This is a genomic window from Arthrobacter sp. FW306-1B-F12A (assembly GCF_058781865.1).
Window position 1 is genome coordinate 155,468 of sequence record NZ_JBYSXD010000004.1, and the last position, 13,114, is coordinate 168,581.

Annotated in this window: 13 protein-coding genes; 8 read left to right on the top strand and 5 right to left on the bottom strand. The window is 64.1% G+C overall.

Going from position 1 to position 13,114, the window contains the following annotated elements; all coding sequences use genetic code 11:
• Window positions 1-45: 45 nt before the first annotated feature.
• Complete coding sequence (locus tag AC3WJU_RS03820; protein WP_284991965.1) at window positions 46-795, bottom strand: SDR family NAD(P)-dependent oxidoreductase; 750 nt, start codon at window positions 793-795, stop codon at window positions 46-48.
• A complete protein-coding gene (locus AC3WJU_RS03825; protein ID WP_284991966.1) occupies window positions 792-1,703 on the bottom strand; it encodes a fumarylacetoacetate hydrolase family protein in 912 nt (303 codons plus the stop codon). Before AC3WJU_RS03825 ends, AC3WJU_RS03820 begins: the two co-directional genes overlap by 4 nt.
• Window positions 1,704-1,847: 144 nt before the next feature.
• On the opposite strand from AC3WJU_RS03825, the gene AC3WJU_RS03830 reads away from it, so the two are divergent.
• From AC3WJU_RS03830 to AC3WJU_RS03865, 8 genes are all read left to right on the top strand, one after another.
• Window positions 1,848-3,173: an L-fuconate dehydratase gene (locus AC3WJU_RS03830; RefSeq protein ID WP_492259157.1), complete on the top strand. Its 1,326-nt coding sequence runs from the start codon at window positions 1,848-1,850 to the stop codon at window positions 3,171-3,173.
• Between the two features lie 57 nt (window positions 3,174-3,230).
• On the top strand, window positions 3,231-4,469 hold the full coding sequence (locus AC3WJU_RS03835; RefSeq protein ID WP_492259158.1) for an ABC transporter substrate-binding protein: 1,239 nt from the start codon (window positions 3,231-3,233) through the stop codon (window positions 4,467-4,469).
• Window positions 4,470-4,542: 73 nt separating this feature from the next.
• On the top strand, window positions 4,543-5,502 hold the full coding sequence (locus tag AC3WJU_RS03840; protein ID WP_492259159.1) for a carbohydrate ABC transporter permease: 960 nt from the start codon (window positions 4,543-4,545) through the stop codon (window positions 5,500-5,502).
• Window positions 5,495-6,394, top strand: a complete 900-nt coding sequence (locus AC3WJU_RS03845) for a carbohydrate ABC transporter permease (RefSeq protein ID WP_492259160.1) — start codon at window positions 5,495-5,497, stop codon at window positions 6,392-6,394. Before AC3WJU_RS03840 ends, AC3WJU_RS03845 begins: the two co-directional genes overlap by 8 nt.
• 72 nt (window positions 6,395-6,466) lie before the next feature.
• The gene (locus tag AC3WJU_RS03850) at window positions 6,467-7,750 is read left to right on the top strand and encodes an alpha-L-fucosidase (RefSeq protein WP_492259161.1); all 1,284 of its coding nucleotides are present in this window, start codon (window positions 6,467-6,469) and stop codon (window positions 7,748-7,750) included.
• Between the two features lies 1 nt (window position 7,751).
• On the top strand, window positions 7,752-8,066 hold the full coding sequence (locus AC3WJU_RS03855; protein WP_441433597.1) for an L-rhamnose mutarotase: 315 nt from the start codon (window positions 7,752-7,754) through the stop codon (window positions 8,064-8,066).
• Entirely contained in the window at window positions 8,063-9,019 is a 957-nt protein-coding gene (locus AC3WJU_RS03860) for an aldo/keto reductase (protein ID WP_492259162.1), read from the top strand. Before AC3WJU_RS03855 ends, AC3WJU_RS03860 begins: the two co-directional genes overlap by 4 nt.
• Window positions 9,012-9,881 carry an amidohydrolase family protein gene (locus AC3WJU_RS03865; RefSeq protein WP_492259163.1) on the top strand — a complete coding sequence of 290 codons (870 nt, stop codon included), beginning with the start codon at window positions 9,012-9,014 and terminating at the stop codon, window positions 9,879-9,881. The genes AC3WJU_RS03860 and AC3WJU_RS03865 overlap by 8 nt, the downstream gene beginning before the upstream one ends.
• On the opposite strand, the gene AC3WJU_RS03870 is transcribed toward AC3WJU_RS03865, so the two are convergent.
• From AC3WJU_RS03870 to purD, 3 genes are all read right to left on the bottom strand, one after another.
• On the bottom strand, window positions 9,878-10,549 hold the full coding sequence (locus AC3WJU_RS03870) for a FadR/GntR family transcriptional regulator (protein ID WP_284991975.1): 672 nt from the start codon (window positions 10,547-10,549) through the stop codon (window positions 9,878-9,880). The genes AC3WJU_RS03865 and AC3WJU_RS03870 overlap by 4 nt on opposite strands.
• Window positions 10,550-10,757: 208 nt before the next feature.
• Complete coding sequence (locus AC3WJU_RS03875) at window positions 10,758-11,693, bottom strand: phosphoribosylaminoimidazolesuccinocarboxamide synthase (protein ID WP_492259164.1); 936 nt, start codon at window positions 11,691-11,693, stop codon at window positions 10,758-10,760.
• 3 nt (window positions 11,694-11,696) lie between these two features.
• Window positions 11,697-13,007 (bottom strand): phosphoribosylamine--glycine ligase, encoded by a 1,311-nt coding sequence (gene purD / locus AC3WJU_RS03880; protein ID WP_492259175.1) that lies wholly within the window; start codon window positions 13,005-13,007, stop codon window positions 11,697-11,699.
• Window positions 13,008-13,114 lie beyond the last annotated feature (107 nt).

Sequence of the window (13,114 nt, forward strand, 5' to 3'; positions counted from 1 at the left end):
CGAACCGGTGGTGGAGAGGGGTTGCGCGGGCGTTGCGTTACGCAGCTATCCCACCGGGCGCAACCGCAGCCCCTGCATGCCGCCGTCGATCGCCAGGGACGTGCCCGACGTCGAGCCGGACAGCGGGCTTGCGAGGTAGGCGACGGCGCCGGCCACCTCGGCGGCCTCCACGAGACGGCCGTGTGGCTGTCGGGCGTTGAGGGCAGCGCGTTCGGCGGCGGGATCGGCGGAGGATTCGAGCAGCCTGCCTACCCATGGCGTGTCCACCGTGCCGGGGTTGACGCAGTTGACGCGGATCCCTTCGCGGACGTGGTCGGCCGCCATGGCCAGCGTGAGGGACAAGACTGCGCCCTTCGACGCCGAATACAAGGCCCGCTGCGGCAGCCCTGCCGTCGCGGCGATGGAGCACGTGTTCACGATCGCGGCCGCGGGCGATTCGCGCAGGTACGGCAGAGCCGCACGGCTGACGCGGGCGATGCCCACCACGTTGATGTCGAGTACGCGGTGCCATTCGGCGTCGTCGTTTGCAGAGATGTCCCCTTGGGCGCCGATCCCTGCGTTGTTGACCACCACGTCGAGCCGGCCGAACTTCCGGACGACGGCGTCGACGGCGGAGCGCACCGAGGCGTCGTCGGCCACGTTGCATTCGACGCCGAAATGCGGGGTCCCGGAGGGGTTGAGGTCGAGCACGGCGACCTGCGCCCCGCCGTCGGCGAGCCGGTCCGCGATCGCCGCGCCGATGCCTGACGCCCCGCCGGTGACCAGCGCTACGAGTCCCTCGAACTCCGTGCTCACCGCGTTGCCTTGTCAGTGCCTACTGAAGCAAGCGAAGCTGCGTGGGCTCTGTAGAACTCCTGGCGCTGGCGGCCGAGTCCTTCGACTTCGAGCTCCACCACGTCGCCGGGCTGGATGTACGGGAAGCGGCCGGAGAGCGCCACGCCTTCCGGGGTGCCCGTGAGGATCACGTCGCCGGGCTCCAGCACCATGTACTGGCTGAGATGGTGGACCACGGTCAGGGCATCGAAAATCATGTCAGAGGTGTCCGACGATTGACGGATCTCGCCATTGACCCAGGTGCGCAACGCGAGGTGTCCGGCGTCGAGCCCATCCGCGGGAACCAGCCACGGGCCCAGGGGAGTGGACTGAGGAAGGGACTTGCCCTTGGTCCACTGGCCCGCGGCGCCGGGCAGCTGGTAGTCGCGTTCTGAGAGATCATTCGCGACGACGTAGCCCGCGATGCAGTCCGCGGCCTCGTCCGTGCTGGAAAGGTATGACGCTTCGCGACCGATCACGATTCCGAGTTCCACCTCCCAGTCGTACTTTTCCGACGACGGCGGGATGGGCGCGGGGTCGAACGGGCCACTGACCGTGTTGCTTGGCTTCAGGAACACAACGGGTGATTCCGGGGGCGTTGCTCCGGATTCGGCCGCGTGGGCCGTGTAATTGAGGCCGATGCAGACGACGTTGCCGGGCCGGGCGATGGGCGAACCGATCCGGAGTCCTTCGGCAGAAATCTCGGGAAGATTACCGGCATCAAGGGCTTCGCGGGTGCGTGCGATGCCGTCCGTGGCGAGGAACTCTCCGTTGATGTCCTTCGTCAGCGGGTCAAGGCTGAAGTACTTTTCGGTGCCGTTGGCGTTTTGGGCGATGACAACCGGCTTTTCATTTCCGGCAGTGCCCAGCCGGGCGAATTTCATGTTCATGTATTCCTCCGTGCTCTGGCTCTAACATCCGAGCTCTAGTCTGCTGTTGCTCTCCATAATACGGAAATGTGACCCATTGACAATGCAGACATCGGATGTTTACGCTCTTCCCAGCAAACTACCTGCTGCCAAGCAAGGAGCACAATGAGCGTCATCACCGCGGTGGACACCTTCGATATCCGTTTTCCCACCTCCCTGGAACTGGACGGATCGGATGCCATGAATCCGGATCCGGACTATTCGGCGGCATACCTGGTGATCCGCACCGACGCGGGTGACGGTCATGAGGGCCACGGTTTCGTCTTCACCATCGGGCGCGGCAACGAGGTGGAGGCAGTGGCGATCCAAGCACTCCGCCACCACATCCTGGGCCGCAACGTCGAGGAACTGCTCGGCGACATGGGCGGCACCTGGAAGCTCCTGGTCCACGATTCCCAACTCCGTTGGCTTGGCCCCGAAAAGGGCGTGATGCACATGGCGATCGGCGCCGTCGTCAACGCCCTGTGGGACCTCAAAGCCAAGCGGGCCGGACTGCCTCTCTGGGAGCTGCTTTCCCGGATGAGTCCGGAGGAGATTGTGGCGCTCGTGGACTTCCGGTACCTCAGCGATGCACTCACGCCGGAGGACGCGCTGGGGATAGTGCGGACGGCGGAGCCGGGGCGCGCCGCCCGCAGGGCAGCACTTCTCGCGGAGGGATACCCCGCATACACCACGACGCCGGGCTGGTTGGGTTACAGCGACGACAAACTTGTGCGGCTGGCCAAGGAAGCCGTTGCAGACGGTTTCGGGCAGATCAAGCTCAAGGTGGGAGCCTCGCTGGAAGACGACATCCGGCGCGTCCGCACGGCCCGCGACGCTGTGGGGCCTGATATCAAGATCGCCGTGGATGCGAACCAACGCTGGGACGTCCAGGAAGCGATTGACTGGATGGCGCATTTGGCTCCCTATGACATTGCCTGGATTGAGGAACCCACCAGTCCGGATGATGTTCTCGGCCATGCCGCGATTGCCCGGGGCGTGGCGCCGATCCCCGTGGCCACGGGTGAGCATGTCCAAAATCGCGTGATGTTCAAGCAGATGCTGCAGGCCGGATCCCTGCAGGTCTTGCAACTGGATGCGGCGAGGGTGGCGGGAGTGAACGAGAACATCGCCATCCTCCTGCTCGCGGCGAAGTTCGGCGTCCGCGTCTGCCCACATGCAGGAGGAGTCGGCCTCTGCGAGGCCGTCCAACACTTGTCGATGTTCGATTTCGTGGCGGTATCCGCCGACAAGGATGGTCGGATGATTGAGTTCGTCGACCATCTGCACGAGCACTTTGTCACTCCGGTGGATGTCCACGACGGCTCGTACTGGCCGCCGTCGGCACCCGGTGCCGGCAGTGAAATGGTCGGCGGCACGTTGGCCGGCTACAGCTTTCCCGATGGCCCTGTGTGGGCCGCGGGATCCCCTCCTTTGACTCCCCAGCAATAACCTTTATCGAAATTCCTCGAAAGCACAGTTCCCTACTGAAAGCACGTGGTGAAAGATATGCGCAAAGAAGCGTTGGTGGCAGGTGCCTTGGCACTGGGCCTCATTGGACTCACAGGCTGCGGGGGCAGCTCGTCCGGCAGTACCGCAGACGGCAAGACCGCCATGACGTGGGCCATGTGGGTCGGCGGCACGGAAGACCAGAAGAACTGGGAGAAAGTTGCCGATGACGTCAGCAACACCTTGGGCGATGTGAAGATCACCCTGCAGGGTTCTACCTTCCAGGACTACTTCACCAAGATGAGCACCCAGCTCAGCTCGAACACAGCCCCGTGCCTGGTGGCGGTCCAGAGCCTGCGGACAGCGCAGCTCAAGGATGGCATGCTGCCGCTCGATGACCTGGTGAAAAAGAACAACCTGGATTTGAGCGCCTTCGACTCCTCCATGATCAAGGGGCTCAGCGCCGACAACAATCTGTACGCCCTGCCGTATGACGTGGGCCCGGTGATGATGTTCTACAACAAGGACATGTTCGACGCCGCGGGCGTGCCGGTCCCGAAGGCGGGCTGGACGGCCGACGAGTTCGTGGCAGCCGCGAAGAAGCTGACGGCCAACGGCAAACATGCGATCGCACCGAACACGGCCGATCTCTTCGTTGAATCGCAAGTCCTCGCCTACAACGGCGGACGCGTCTTGAAGGAAGACGGCACCATGGACGCGAGCGATCCGACCTTCGCCAAGGGACTCCAGTGGGTTTCCGACCTGACAAGCAAGGAGAAGGTCTCCCCCGAACTGCCCGGCGGCGACACGGCATTCAGCGCCAATGAATTCATGGCCGGCAATACCGCGATGAGTATCGACGGTCCGTGGTCCCTGCTGGACGTCAAGGCCAAAGCCAAGTTCAAAGTCGGCGTCACCACCCTTCCCGCCGGCCCTGGCGGCGGGAAGACGTTCAGCGCCGGCTCCGGCTGGGGCATCTCCAAGCAATGCGCTACTCCGGACAAGGCCTTTGCCGCTCTCAAGGAAATGACCGGCGACAAGGTCCTGGGGAATCTGGCGGCAGCCGGGCGCGCACTGGCCGCACGCACCGCCCAGCAGACAAAGTGGATTGACAACGCGGGCATTCCCGGAGTCGCGGAGACCCTTAAAAGCGCCGAGGCCACGGCAGTGCCGATGCCAAGCAACACCAACAGCGACCAACTGGGCCAGCTTTTCAACCAGTACCTCGTCAAATCCATCAATGGACAGCAGAGCGCAGCGGATGTCATGAAAGACATTACGGCCCAGCTGCCCCGATGATCAGTGTGATGCCTGCCTGGCAGTGCCCGACTAACAGCCGGGCAGGCACGCACTCTTCGCAAAGGAATGAGAAATGACACTACTCAAGCCCGCAAAGGCGCCGCTTCCTGAAGCAACGGCTGCCACCGTCAGTGGGAAGGCGAAGGCCGAGACGGATGCACAGCTCGGCCGGAGGACAATGTGGGGACCGGCCTTTGCCCTGCCGCATGGCCTCGGTCTCGCGATCTTCACGCTGCTGCCGATCGTTGTCTCCCTCGTCATCAGCTTCTTCCGCTGGCCGCTCCTGGGAACCCCGAGTTTCCTCGGCCTGGGCAACTACGAGAAGCTGTTCAGCGATCCGATCTTCGGGCAGGTTGTCGGGAACACCGTGTTGTTCGTGGTCCTCTATGTGCCCCTGAATCTGGTTGTTTCCCTCGGCCTTGCCGCGTGGTTGACTCCGCGCATCAAGGGGCGCCACATCTTCCGGGTCATCTTCTTCATTCCTTCGATCACCCCGGTGGTGGCCAACGTCGTCGTCTGGAGGATGCTGTACCAACCCGGTGGATTCATTGACGGCACCCTGCAAAGCGCCACGGGAATTTCAGCGCCGAACTTCCTCGGAGACGAACACTGGGCAATGATGGCCATTGTCGTCATGAGCGTGTGGCAGGGGTTCGGCTACAACATGCTGGTGTTCTCCGCCGCCTTGGACGCAGTTCCTGAGAACCTCACCGAAGCGGCCGCAATCGATGGCGCCAACGCTTGGACCATCTTCTGGCGCATCAAGCTCAAGCTCATTTCGCCGTCCATCTTCTTTGGCACGATGATGACCCTCATTACCTCGTTCCAGGTCTTCGCCCAGCCGTTCATCCTCACCAAGGGAGGGCCGGGTTCGGCCACCTCGACGATCGTCCTCTATATCTACAACCAGGGTTTCCAGTTCCACCAGCTCGGCCTGGCATCCGCGGCTGCTTGGATCCTGTTCGTCATCATCCTCGGCGTGACGGCAGTCCAGTTCCTCGGACAAAAGAAGTGGGTCCACTACGATGCTTGAGACAACCAGCCGGATACGCCCCCTCACCGCCCGTCCCCGTGGCTCCGGAGCGCCCCGAAGACGATGGACCACGAGGATCCGGCCCGCCATCGGATACGTGATCCTTTGCCTTATCGCGCTGCTCTTCCTGTCGCCGCTCATCTACATGTTTGCGACATCGTTCAAACCCCCTGCTGAGATCTTCAGCGTCCCGCCGAAGTTGTTCGGCTCGGAATTCCGGTGGCAGAACTACCAGGAGGCCCTGAACTACATGCCGTTCCTGCGCTTCATGGGCAACGGACTCTTGGTTTCGGCCGCTGGAACGGCACTCACCCTGGTGGTTTCCGCTTTCTCCGGCTACGCCTTCTCCCGGCAGCGCTGGCGGGGACGGAACCTGGTTTTCATGGTGTTCCTCGCAACGCTGATGATCCCCCAAGAAGTCCTGATTGTCCCGATGTTCGTCATGATGCAGAAGGTGGGCTGGGTGAACACCTTCCAGGCGCTCATTGTGCCCTGGGCGTTCACGGCATTCGGTGCCTTCCTGCTCCGGCAGTTCTTCCTTGGCGTACCCCATGAACTCGACGACGCGGCCAGGGTGGACGGCGCGGGAACCCTGAGGACCTTCCTGTTGGTCATGCTTCCACTGGCTAGGCCCACCATGGCCGTCCTGGCGGTCTTCAGCTTCATCAGCTACTGGAACTCGTTCCTCTGGCCATTGGTAGTGATCAACGACGTCAACAACCTCGGCACCATCCCGTTGGGGCTCCAGATGTTCTTCGGCCAACAGGGCAATCAGTGGCACCTGGTCATGGCCGCCTCCGTGATCTCAATGGCTCCCACCCTTCTGCTGCTGATCCTCCTGCAGAAACACCTCGTCAAAGGCATCGTCACGAGCGGCTTCGGCGGACGCTGACGCGTTACCTCCAAGGCCGCACAACACTCAGCAACCCAAAGACCCGCAACAACCTTGAAGGAGTAACCACCAATGATCGCGCAAGCACCTTGGTTCACGGAGTCCCGGTTCGGTATGTTCGTCCACTGGGGCTTGTACGCCCTGCCGGCCCGGCACGAGTGGGTCATGAACCGCGAACGTATTCCTGCCGAGGAATATGAGAAGTACTTCCAGCACTTCAACCCGGATCTCTACGATCCGCGGGAATGGGCCCGCGCGGCGAAAGACGCCGGCATGAAATACGTAGTGCTGACCACCAAGCACCACGAAGGCTTCTGCCTCTGGGATTCCGCGCTCACCGACTACAAATCCACCAAGACTCCGTCCGGGCAGGACCTCGTGGCCCAGTACGTCGAAGCGTTGCGGGAATTCGGCCTGAAGGTCGGTTTCTACCACTCCCTCATTGACTGGCACCACCCGGATTTCACCATCGACGGGTTCCACCCCGAACGCGACAACCCCGAGGCCGAAAAGCTCAACGAGGGCCGCGACATGGCCCGCTACCGCGAATACCTCCATGGCCAGGTGCGCGAGCTGCTGAGCAACTACGGCCAGATCGACTACCTCTTCTTCGACTTTTCCTACACGAGCGAGGACCACAAGCACATCTGGGGCGGAAAGGGCCGCGACGCGTGGGGGTCCGTGGAACTCTTGAAGATGGTCCGGGAACTTCAACCCGGCATCATCGTCAACGACCGCCTGGACATTCCTGGCGACTTCGCCACGCCGGAGCAGTACCAGCCTTCCGGGCCCATGGTGGTGGACGGCGTCGAAGTGCCGTGGGAAGCATGCCAAACCCTCAACGGCAGCTGGGGCTATGACCGGGACAACTTGGACTACAAGTCCGTGGACTTGCTGGTGCGCATGCTTGTGGATGGGGTGTCCAAGGACGGCAACCTGCTCCTCAACGTTGGCCCCACGGCCCGCGGCAATTTCGATCCCCGGGCCGTGGAGTCCCTCCGCGGCATCGGCGACTGGATGAAGCTGCATTCCCGGGCCATCTACGGAGCTGGACCCGCTGCGTGGACCGCGCCTGCCGACGCCCGGTACACACGCCGCGGTGACCGGCTTTACGTCCACTTGTTTGCGTGGCCGTTCGAATACGTCCATCTCCCCGAACTCGCCGGCAAAGTGGAATACGCCCAACTGCTCAACGACGCCTCCGAAGTCGCGATGCTGGAGATCGCACCGGACCGGGCGGCAATCAACACCACTCCTGGCGGACAACCAGCGGGTACCCTGACACTGAAGCTGCCCGTCCAGCGACCGGACGTGGCGGTGCCCGTCGTCGAACTCTTCCTGAAGCCCGGGGTGTAGCGTGCCGGAAACCATTGCCCTGCACACCCGGCTCAAGCCGGGTGCCGAGCAGGACTATGCGGAAGCCCATGCGGGGATCCCCGCCGAACTCGTCGCGGCCTTGAAAGAGGCCGGAGTGGGCAATTGGAGGATCTGGCGCAGCGGCCAGGAGCTCTTCCACCTTGTTGAGGTGGAGGACTATCAAGCCATGCGCCGGGCGCTCGCGGACCATCCGGCCAACGTCCCGTGGCAGGCCCGCATGGCGGAGATGCTAGAAGTCCAGGACGACTATTCCGGCAATGACTCCGGCATCCCCTTGGTATGGGAGCTGGTATGAGCGGCACGTCGTGGGATGGCGCGCTGGGCAAGCTCGGCTTCGGCGCCGCCGGTATCGGCAACCTGTACCGTGCCATGCCGGACGCCCAGGCCGCCGCCACCGTCAAGGCGGCCTGGGACTCGGGGGTCCGTTACTTCGACACCGCGCCGCACTACGGCTTGGGGCTCTCCGAGCGCAGGCTTGGTGCGGTGCTGAGGGAGATGCCACGGAGTGAGTTCACTGTGTCAACCAAGGTGGGCCGGCTGCTGGTGCCGAACGCCGTGGGATTCAGCGCGAAGGACGACGAAGGCTTCGACGTCGCAGCAACGAGCAAACGCCAATGGGACTTCTCAGAAGCGGGGATCCGCCGGAGCATCGAGGAATCGCTCGAACGGCTCGGCCTGGACCACGTGGACATCGCCTACCTGCACGATCCTGATGTCCACGACCTCGCCAAGGGGATCGGCGAAGCCCTGCCGGCCTTGGAAAAGCTGCGCGCGGACGGCGTGGTGAAGGCGATCGGCGTCGGGACCAACTCGGCGGAAGCTGCGCTCGAATGCGTCGAAGCGGCGGATCTGGATCTGGTGATGCTCGCCGGCCGGTACACGTTGCTAGAGCAGCCCGGTGTTCCGTTCCTGGACCGCTGTGTGGCGCGCGGCACCGGCGTCGTAAACGTGGGCGTCTTCAATTCCGGCCTGCTGGCGAGGCCGGACGTACCCGAGGACTCGCATTACAACTATGCGCGTGCCCCGCGCGCACTGGTGGAGCGCGCACGGGCGCTCGCCGGCGTGTGCCGCGGGTTCGGGGTGGAGCTCCCGACGGCGGCACTCCAGTTCAGCCTGCGACACCCGGCCGTTGTGAACGTGACGGTGGGGGCCAGCAGTCCGGAGCAAGTGTCAGCCAACGCGGCCCGGATGAATGAGGATGTGCCGGAAGAACTGTGGGCGGCTTTGGCGGGTGTGCGGGGTGATTGATTCGCACCTGCACCTGTGGGACCTCGGGCCGGATCCAGCCGGCGGCGGTCCGCGTCCGTACGCGTGGCTTGGGCCGCAGCACGGCGGACTCTTCCGTAGCTACGGCGAGTCTGAGGCACGGAAAACCCTGGATGGCGCTGGCGTCGATGGAGCGGTGCTCGTTCAGGCTGACGACACCGTTTTGGATACTGAGTCCATGCTCGCCGCCGCCGACCGCAACGCTTGGGTACTCGGCGTCGTGGGCTGGATTCCCCTCGATAAGCCGGCCGAAGCGGAGCAGGAACTGGAACGGTTCCTCCGGAACCCCGCGTTCCGGGGCGTGCGGCACTTGGTCCACGATGATCCGCGGGACGATTTCCTCGAATTGACCGCGGTCCGCGATTCCTTGCGCATGCTCGCCGGCCACGGATTGGCGTTCGACGTCCCGGACGCCTTTCCGAGGCACCTCGGTAGTGCGGTCCACCTCGCCCGGGAGCTGCCGGAGCTGACCATGGTGCTGGATCATCTCGGGAAGCCGCCGATGGCCGATCCTGCGGCGATGGACGTGTGGCGAGCGGATTTCCGCGCCTTGGCTGAGCTGCCAAACACGGTGGCCAAGGTGTCCGGCCTGCACTTGCCGGGCGTCCCGTACACGGCGGAGGCCTTGCGTCCGCTGTGGGATGAAGCGCTCGAAGCTTTCGGTCCTGGACGGCTCATGGTCGGCGGCGATTGGCCCGTCAGTACCTTGGGTGCGCCGTACGGACGAACCCTCGGAGTTCTTCTGGAACTCGCCGAGGAGCTCACTTCGGGTGAGCGGGCGGAGTTTCTTGAGGGAACCGCCGTGCGGACGTATGGGCTTCAAAAGCGAAGCATCGCGAACTAAAGCGCCTGGCGCAACCAGCTCTCGACGCCGCTGATGTGGACGGTCACAAGTGCCCGGACCAGCTCGGCGTCGCCACGTTCCAAGGCGTCCGCGATGGCCTTGTGCTCCGCAAGGGTGTGCGCCACGGCTTTTTCCTGGGTCAAGCCGCGCCAGATGCGCGCCCGGACGGTGCTGCTGGAGAGGGCTTCGAGTAGGCCGGCGAGGTAGTCGTTTCCGGCGGCCTGGGTGATGATGCCGTGGAATTCGAGGTCGTGGGCCACGAGTTCTTCGACGTCGGTGTTCTCGTCGATCCCGTCCATCGTGGCGCGCAACGCCGTGAGTGCCGTGGGAGTGATCTTGCCTGTGGCGATGAATGCGGTGGCGGGCTCCAGGATTCGTCGGACCTCAAAGAGTTCCAGGATGGAACGGTCCTGGTGGAGATCGACGACGAATGCCACTGCTTCATTGAGCAACTTGGCGTCGAGGCTGGTGACGTAGGTGCCGTCCCCACGCCGCACGTCGAGGACACGGATGAGTTCGAGCGCTTTGACGGCCTCGCGCAGGGAGCTTCGCGAGAGGCCGAGCCGCTCGCTTAGTTCCTTCTCCGGCGGAAGGCGGTCCCCGGCCTTGAGTTCGCCGCGGATCAGCATGTCCTTGATCTTGCCGATCGCTTCATCTGTGACAGCCATGGCTACATCCTAACGGCGAATGATCCGATGTCTGGCACCCAACTACCTCGCAGTTGTTGCCGTTATGAGGCTCCAAAATGACAACAACTGCGGGGGCCCACGCCGCCAGGGTTCCCTGGCCGTGGGGCCACACCGGCGAGGGCCCCGGCCTGAGCTTGCGAAGGCTGGGAGCCGGTGGGGACTTGCGAGGCGAGGGTGGCGGTGGGGATCAGACGAAAGTCCGGCCGGTCAGCTTCTCGTAGGCCTCCACGTAGCGGGCACGAGTCTTCTCGACGACGTCGGCCGGCAGCGCGGGCGGCGGGGCGTCACTCGAGCGGTCCCAGCCGGATTCCGCGGAAGTCAGCCAGTCACGCACAAACTGCTTGTCGAACGATGGCTGCGCCTTGCCCGGCGCGTACGTTTCAGCGTCCCAGAAACGCGAGGAATCCGGAGTCAGGACCTCATCGCCCAGGGTGATGACACCCGTATTGACGTCGATGCCGAACTCAACCTTCGTGTCGGCCAGGAGGATGCCGCGGCCCCGGGCGATCTCTTCCGCACGGGTGTAGATCTTCAACGTGAGTTCGCTCAGGCGTGCGGCGATATCGTCGCCCACCATCGCGACGACGTCGTCGTATGTGATGTTCTCGTCGTGTTCGCCGACTTCAGCTTTGGCGGAAGGCGTGAAGATCGCATGCCCCAGGCGCGAGCCATCAACCAGGCCCTCGGGCAAGGGGATGTCGCAGACGGTGCCCGATTGGCGGTACTCGGCCAGGCCGGAACCCGTGAGATACCCGCGGGCGATGCATTCCACGGGGAACATCTCCAGCCGCTTGCAGATCATCGCGCGGCCCTCAACTTCCGCGGGCACACCCTCGGCGGCTGTGGACGCAAGGACGTGGTGCTCCACGCCAAGCTGCTCGAACCACCACAAACTCAGCTGCGTGAGGACCCGGCCTTTGTCCGGGATCTCGCTGCTCAAGACGTGGTCGTAGGCGCTGATGCGGTCGCTGGCCACCACCAGGACGCGGTCCTGGCCCGACTCGGCCCCGCTGAAATCATCCGCAGGAACGTAGAGGTCGCGGACTTTGCCCGAATAGAAGTGCTTCCATCCCGGCAGGTCGAGGGTTTCGGTCTGCAGGCCGTTTGCGTTGCTTTCGGGCATGGTTCAGGCCTTCACATTCGGGATGGAGCCGGTGGCCGGGGAGACCACGTGGATCTCGCCGCGGGCTGCCTTGCCGGCGATATCGGTACGGAACTGTCCGCCGTCGAGCTGGACCAGCTCCACGCCGTCGTAAGCCCGCTCGCGGGCCTCCACGAGGTCCGTTCCCAGCGCGACAACAGCCAGTACCCGGCCCCCGGCGGAGACAATCCGGCCTTCTTCGTCCAGTTTGGTACCGGCGTGGATGACGTGGACGCCTTCCAGCGCGTCCACCTTGTTCAAGCCGCGGATGCGGTCTCCCGTGCGGGGGGTGTCCGGGTAGTTTTCGGCGGCGACGACGACGGCGACGGCCGACTCCTTCGACCAGCGCAGCTCTTCGGCCTGGTCCAGTTCGCCCTTGGCAGCTGCCAACAGGAGGGCGCCGAGCGGGGTCTTGAGCCGGGCCAGGACCGCTTGCGTTTCAGGATCGCCGAAGCGGACGTTGAATTCGATGACGCGCGTCCCGCGGGAAGTCAGTGCCAGGCCGCAGTAAAGGACGCCGACGAACGGAGTACCGCGGCTGGCCATCTCGTCCACGGTGGGCTGCGCAACGCGGTCGATGACTTCCTGGACCAAGCCAACAGGTGCCCAGTCGAGGGGGGTGTAGGCGCCCATGCCGCCGGTGTTGGGACCTTCGTCATTATCGAAAATCCGCTTGAAGTCCTGTGCCGGGGACAGCGGCACGGTGGTGCGGCCGTCGCACAGCACGAACAGGGAGACTTCGGGTCCGTCCAGGAACTCCTCGATCACCACGGTTCCACCAGCGTCGAAACAAGCCTGCGCGTGGGCGAGAGCTTCCTCGCGGTCATTGGTGACCACGACGCCCTTGCCGGCGGCCAGTCCGTCATCCTTGACCACATGCGGAGCGCCGAAAGCGTCCAATGCGTCAGCAGCCTCTGCGGCGTTTGTTGCCACGCGGGCCATGGCGGTGGGCACGCCGGCCTCGGCCATGACTTCCTTGGCGAACGCTTTGGAGGCTTCGAGCTGCGCCGCGGCCTTGCTGGGGCCGAAGACCGGAATGCCGGTTTCGCGGACGGCGTCGGATACGCCCGCCGCGAGTGGGGCTTCGGGGCCGACCACAACCAGGTCAACCGCAAGCTTTGTCGCAAGCGCTGCGACGGCGCCGGGGTTGTTCCCGTCGATCGCGTACGTGGGGACCAGCTTGGCGATGCCGGCGTTTCCCGGAGCCGCGTGGACCTCGGAAACGTTGGGATCCTTGAGCAAGGAGCGGACAATTGCGTGTTCGCGGCCGCCGGGGCCAATGACGAGTACCTTCACAGTCTTCAAGGGTACTTTGTGCGGGGGCAGGACTCCTAAGCTGTCTCCACCATTGGACATGCGCACCCGGACCGCGGGCACCAAGAGGGAGCATGTCCAACCCATCT

What these genes read in the sequence shown, in the direction of transcription:
- AC3WJU_RS03825 (WP_284991966.1), bottom strand. Translation starts at nt 1,703, where the DNA reads ATGAACATGAAATTCGCCCGGCTGGGCACTGCCGGAAATGAAAAGCCG.
- AC3WJU_RS03830 (WP_492259157.1), top strand. Translation starts at nt 1,848, where the DNA reads ATGAGCGTCATCACCGCGGTGGACACCTTCGATATCCGTTTTCCCACC.
- AC3WJU_RS03835 (WP_492259158.1), top strand. Translation starts at nt 3,231, where the DNA reads ATGCGCAAAGAAGCGTTGGTGGCAGGTGCCTTGGCACTGGGCCTCATT.
- AC3WJU_RS03840 (WP_492259159.1), top strand. Translation starts at nt 4,543, where the DNA reads ATGACACTACTCAAGCCCGCAAAGGCGCCGCTTCCTGAAGCAACGGCT.
- AC3WJU_RS03845 (WP_492259160.1), top strand. Translation starts at nt 5,495, where the DNA reads ATGCTTGAGACAACCAGCCGGATACGCCCCCTCACCGCCCGTCCCCGT.
- AC3WJU_RS03850 (WP_492259161.1), top strand. Translation starts at nt 6,467, where the DNA reads ATGATCGCGCAAGCACCTTGGTTCACGGAGTCCCGGTTCGGTATGTTC.
- AC3WJU_RS03860 (WP_492259162.1), top strand. Translation starts at nt 8,063, where the DNA reads ATGAGCGGCACGTCGTGGGATGGCGCGCTGGGCAAGCTCGGCTTCGGC.
- AC3WJU_RS03870 (WP_284991975.1), bottom strand. Translation starts at nt 10,549, where the DNA reads ATGGCTGTCACAGATGAAGCGATCGGCAAGATCAAGGACATGCTGATC.
- AC3WJU_RS03875 (WP_492259164.1), bottom strand. Translation starts at nt 11,693, where the DNA reads ATGCCCGAAAGCAACGCAAACGGCCTGCAGACCGAAACCCTCGACCTG.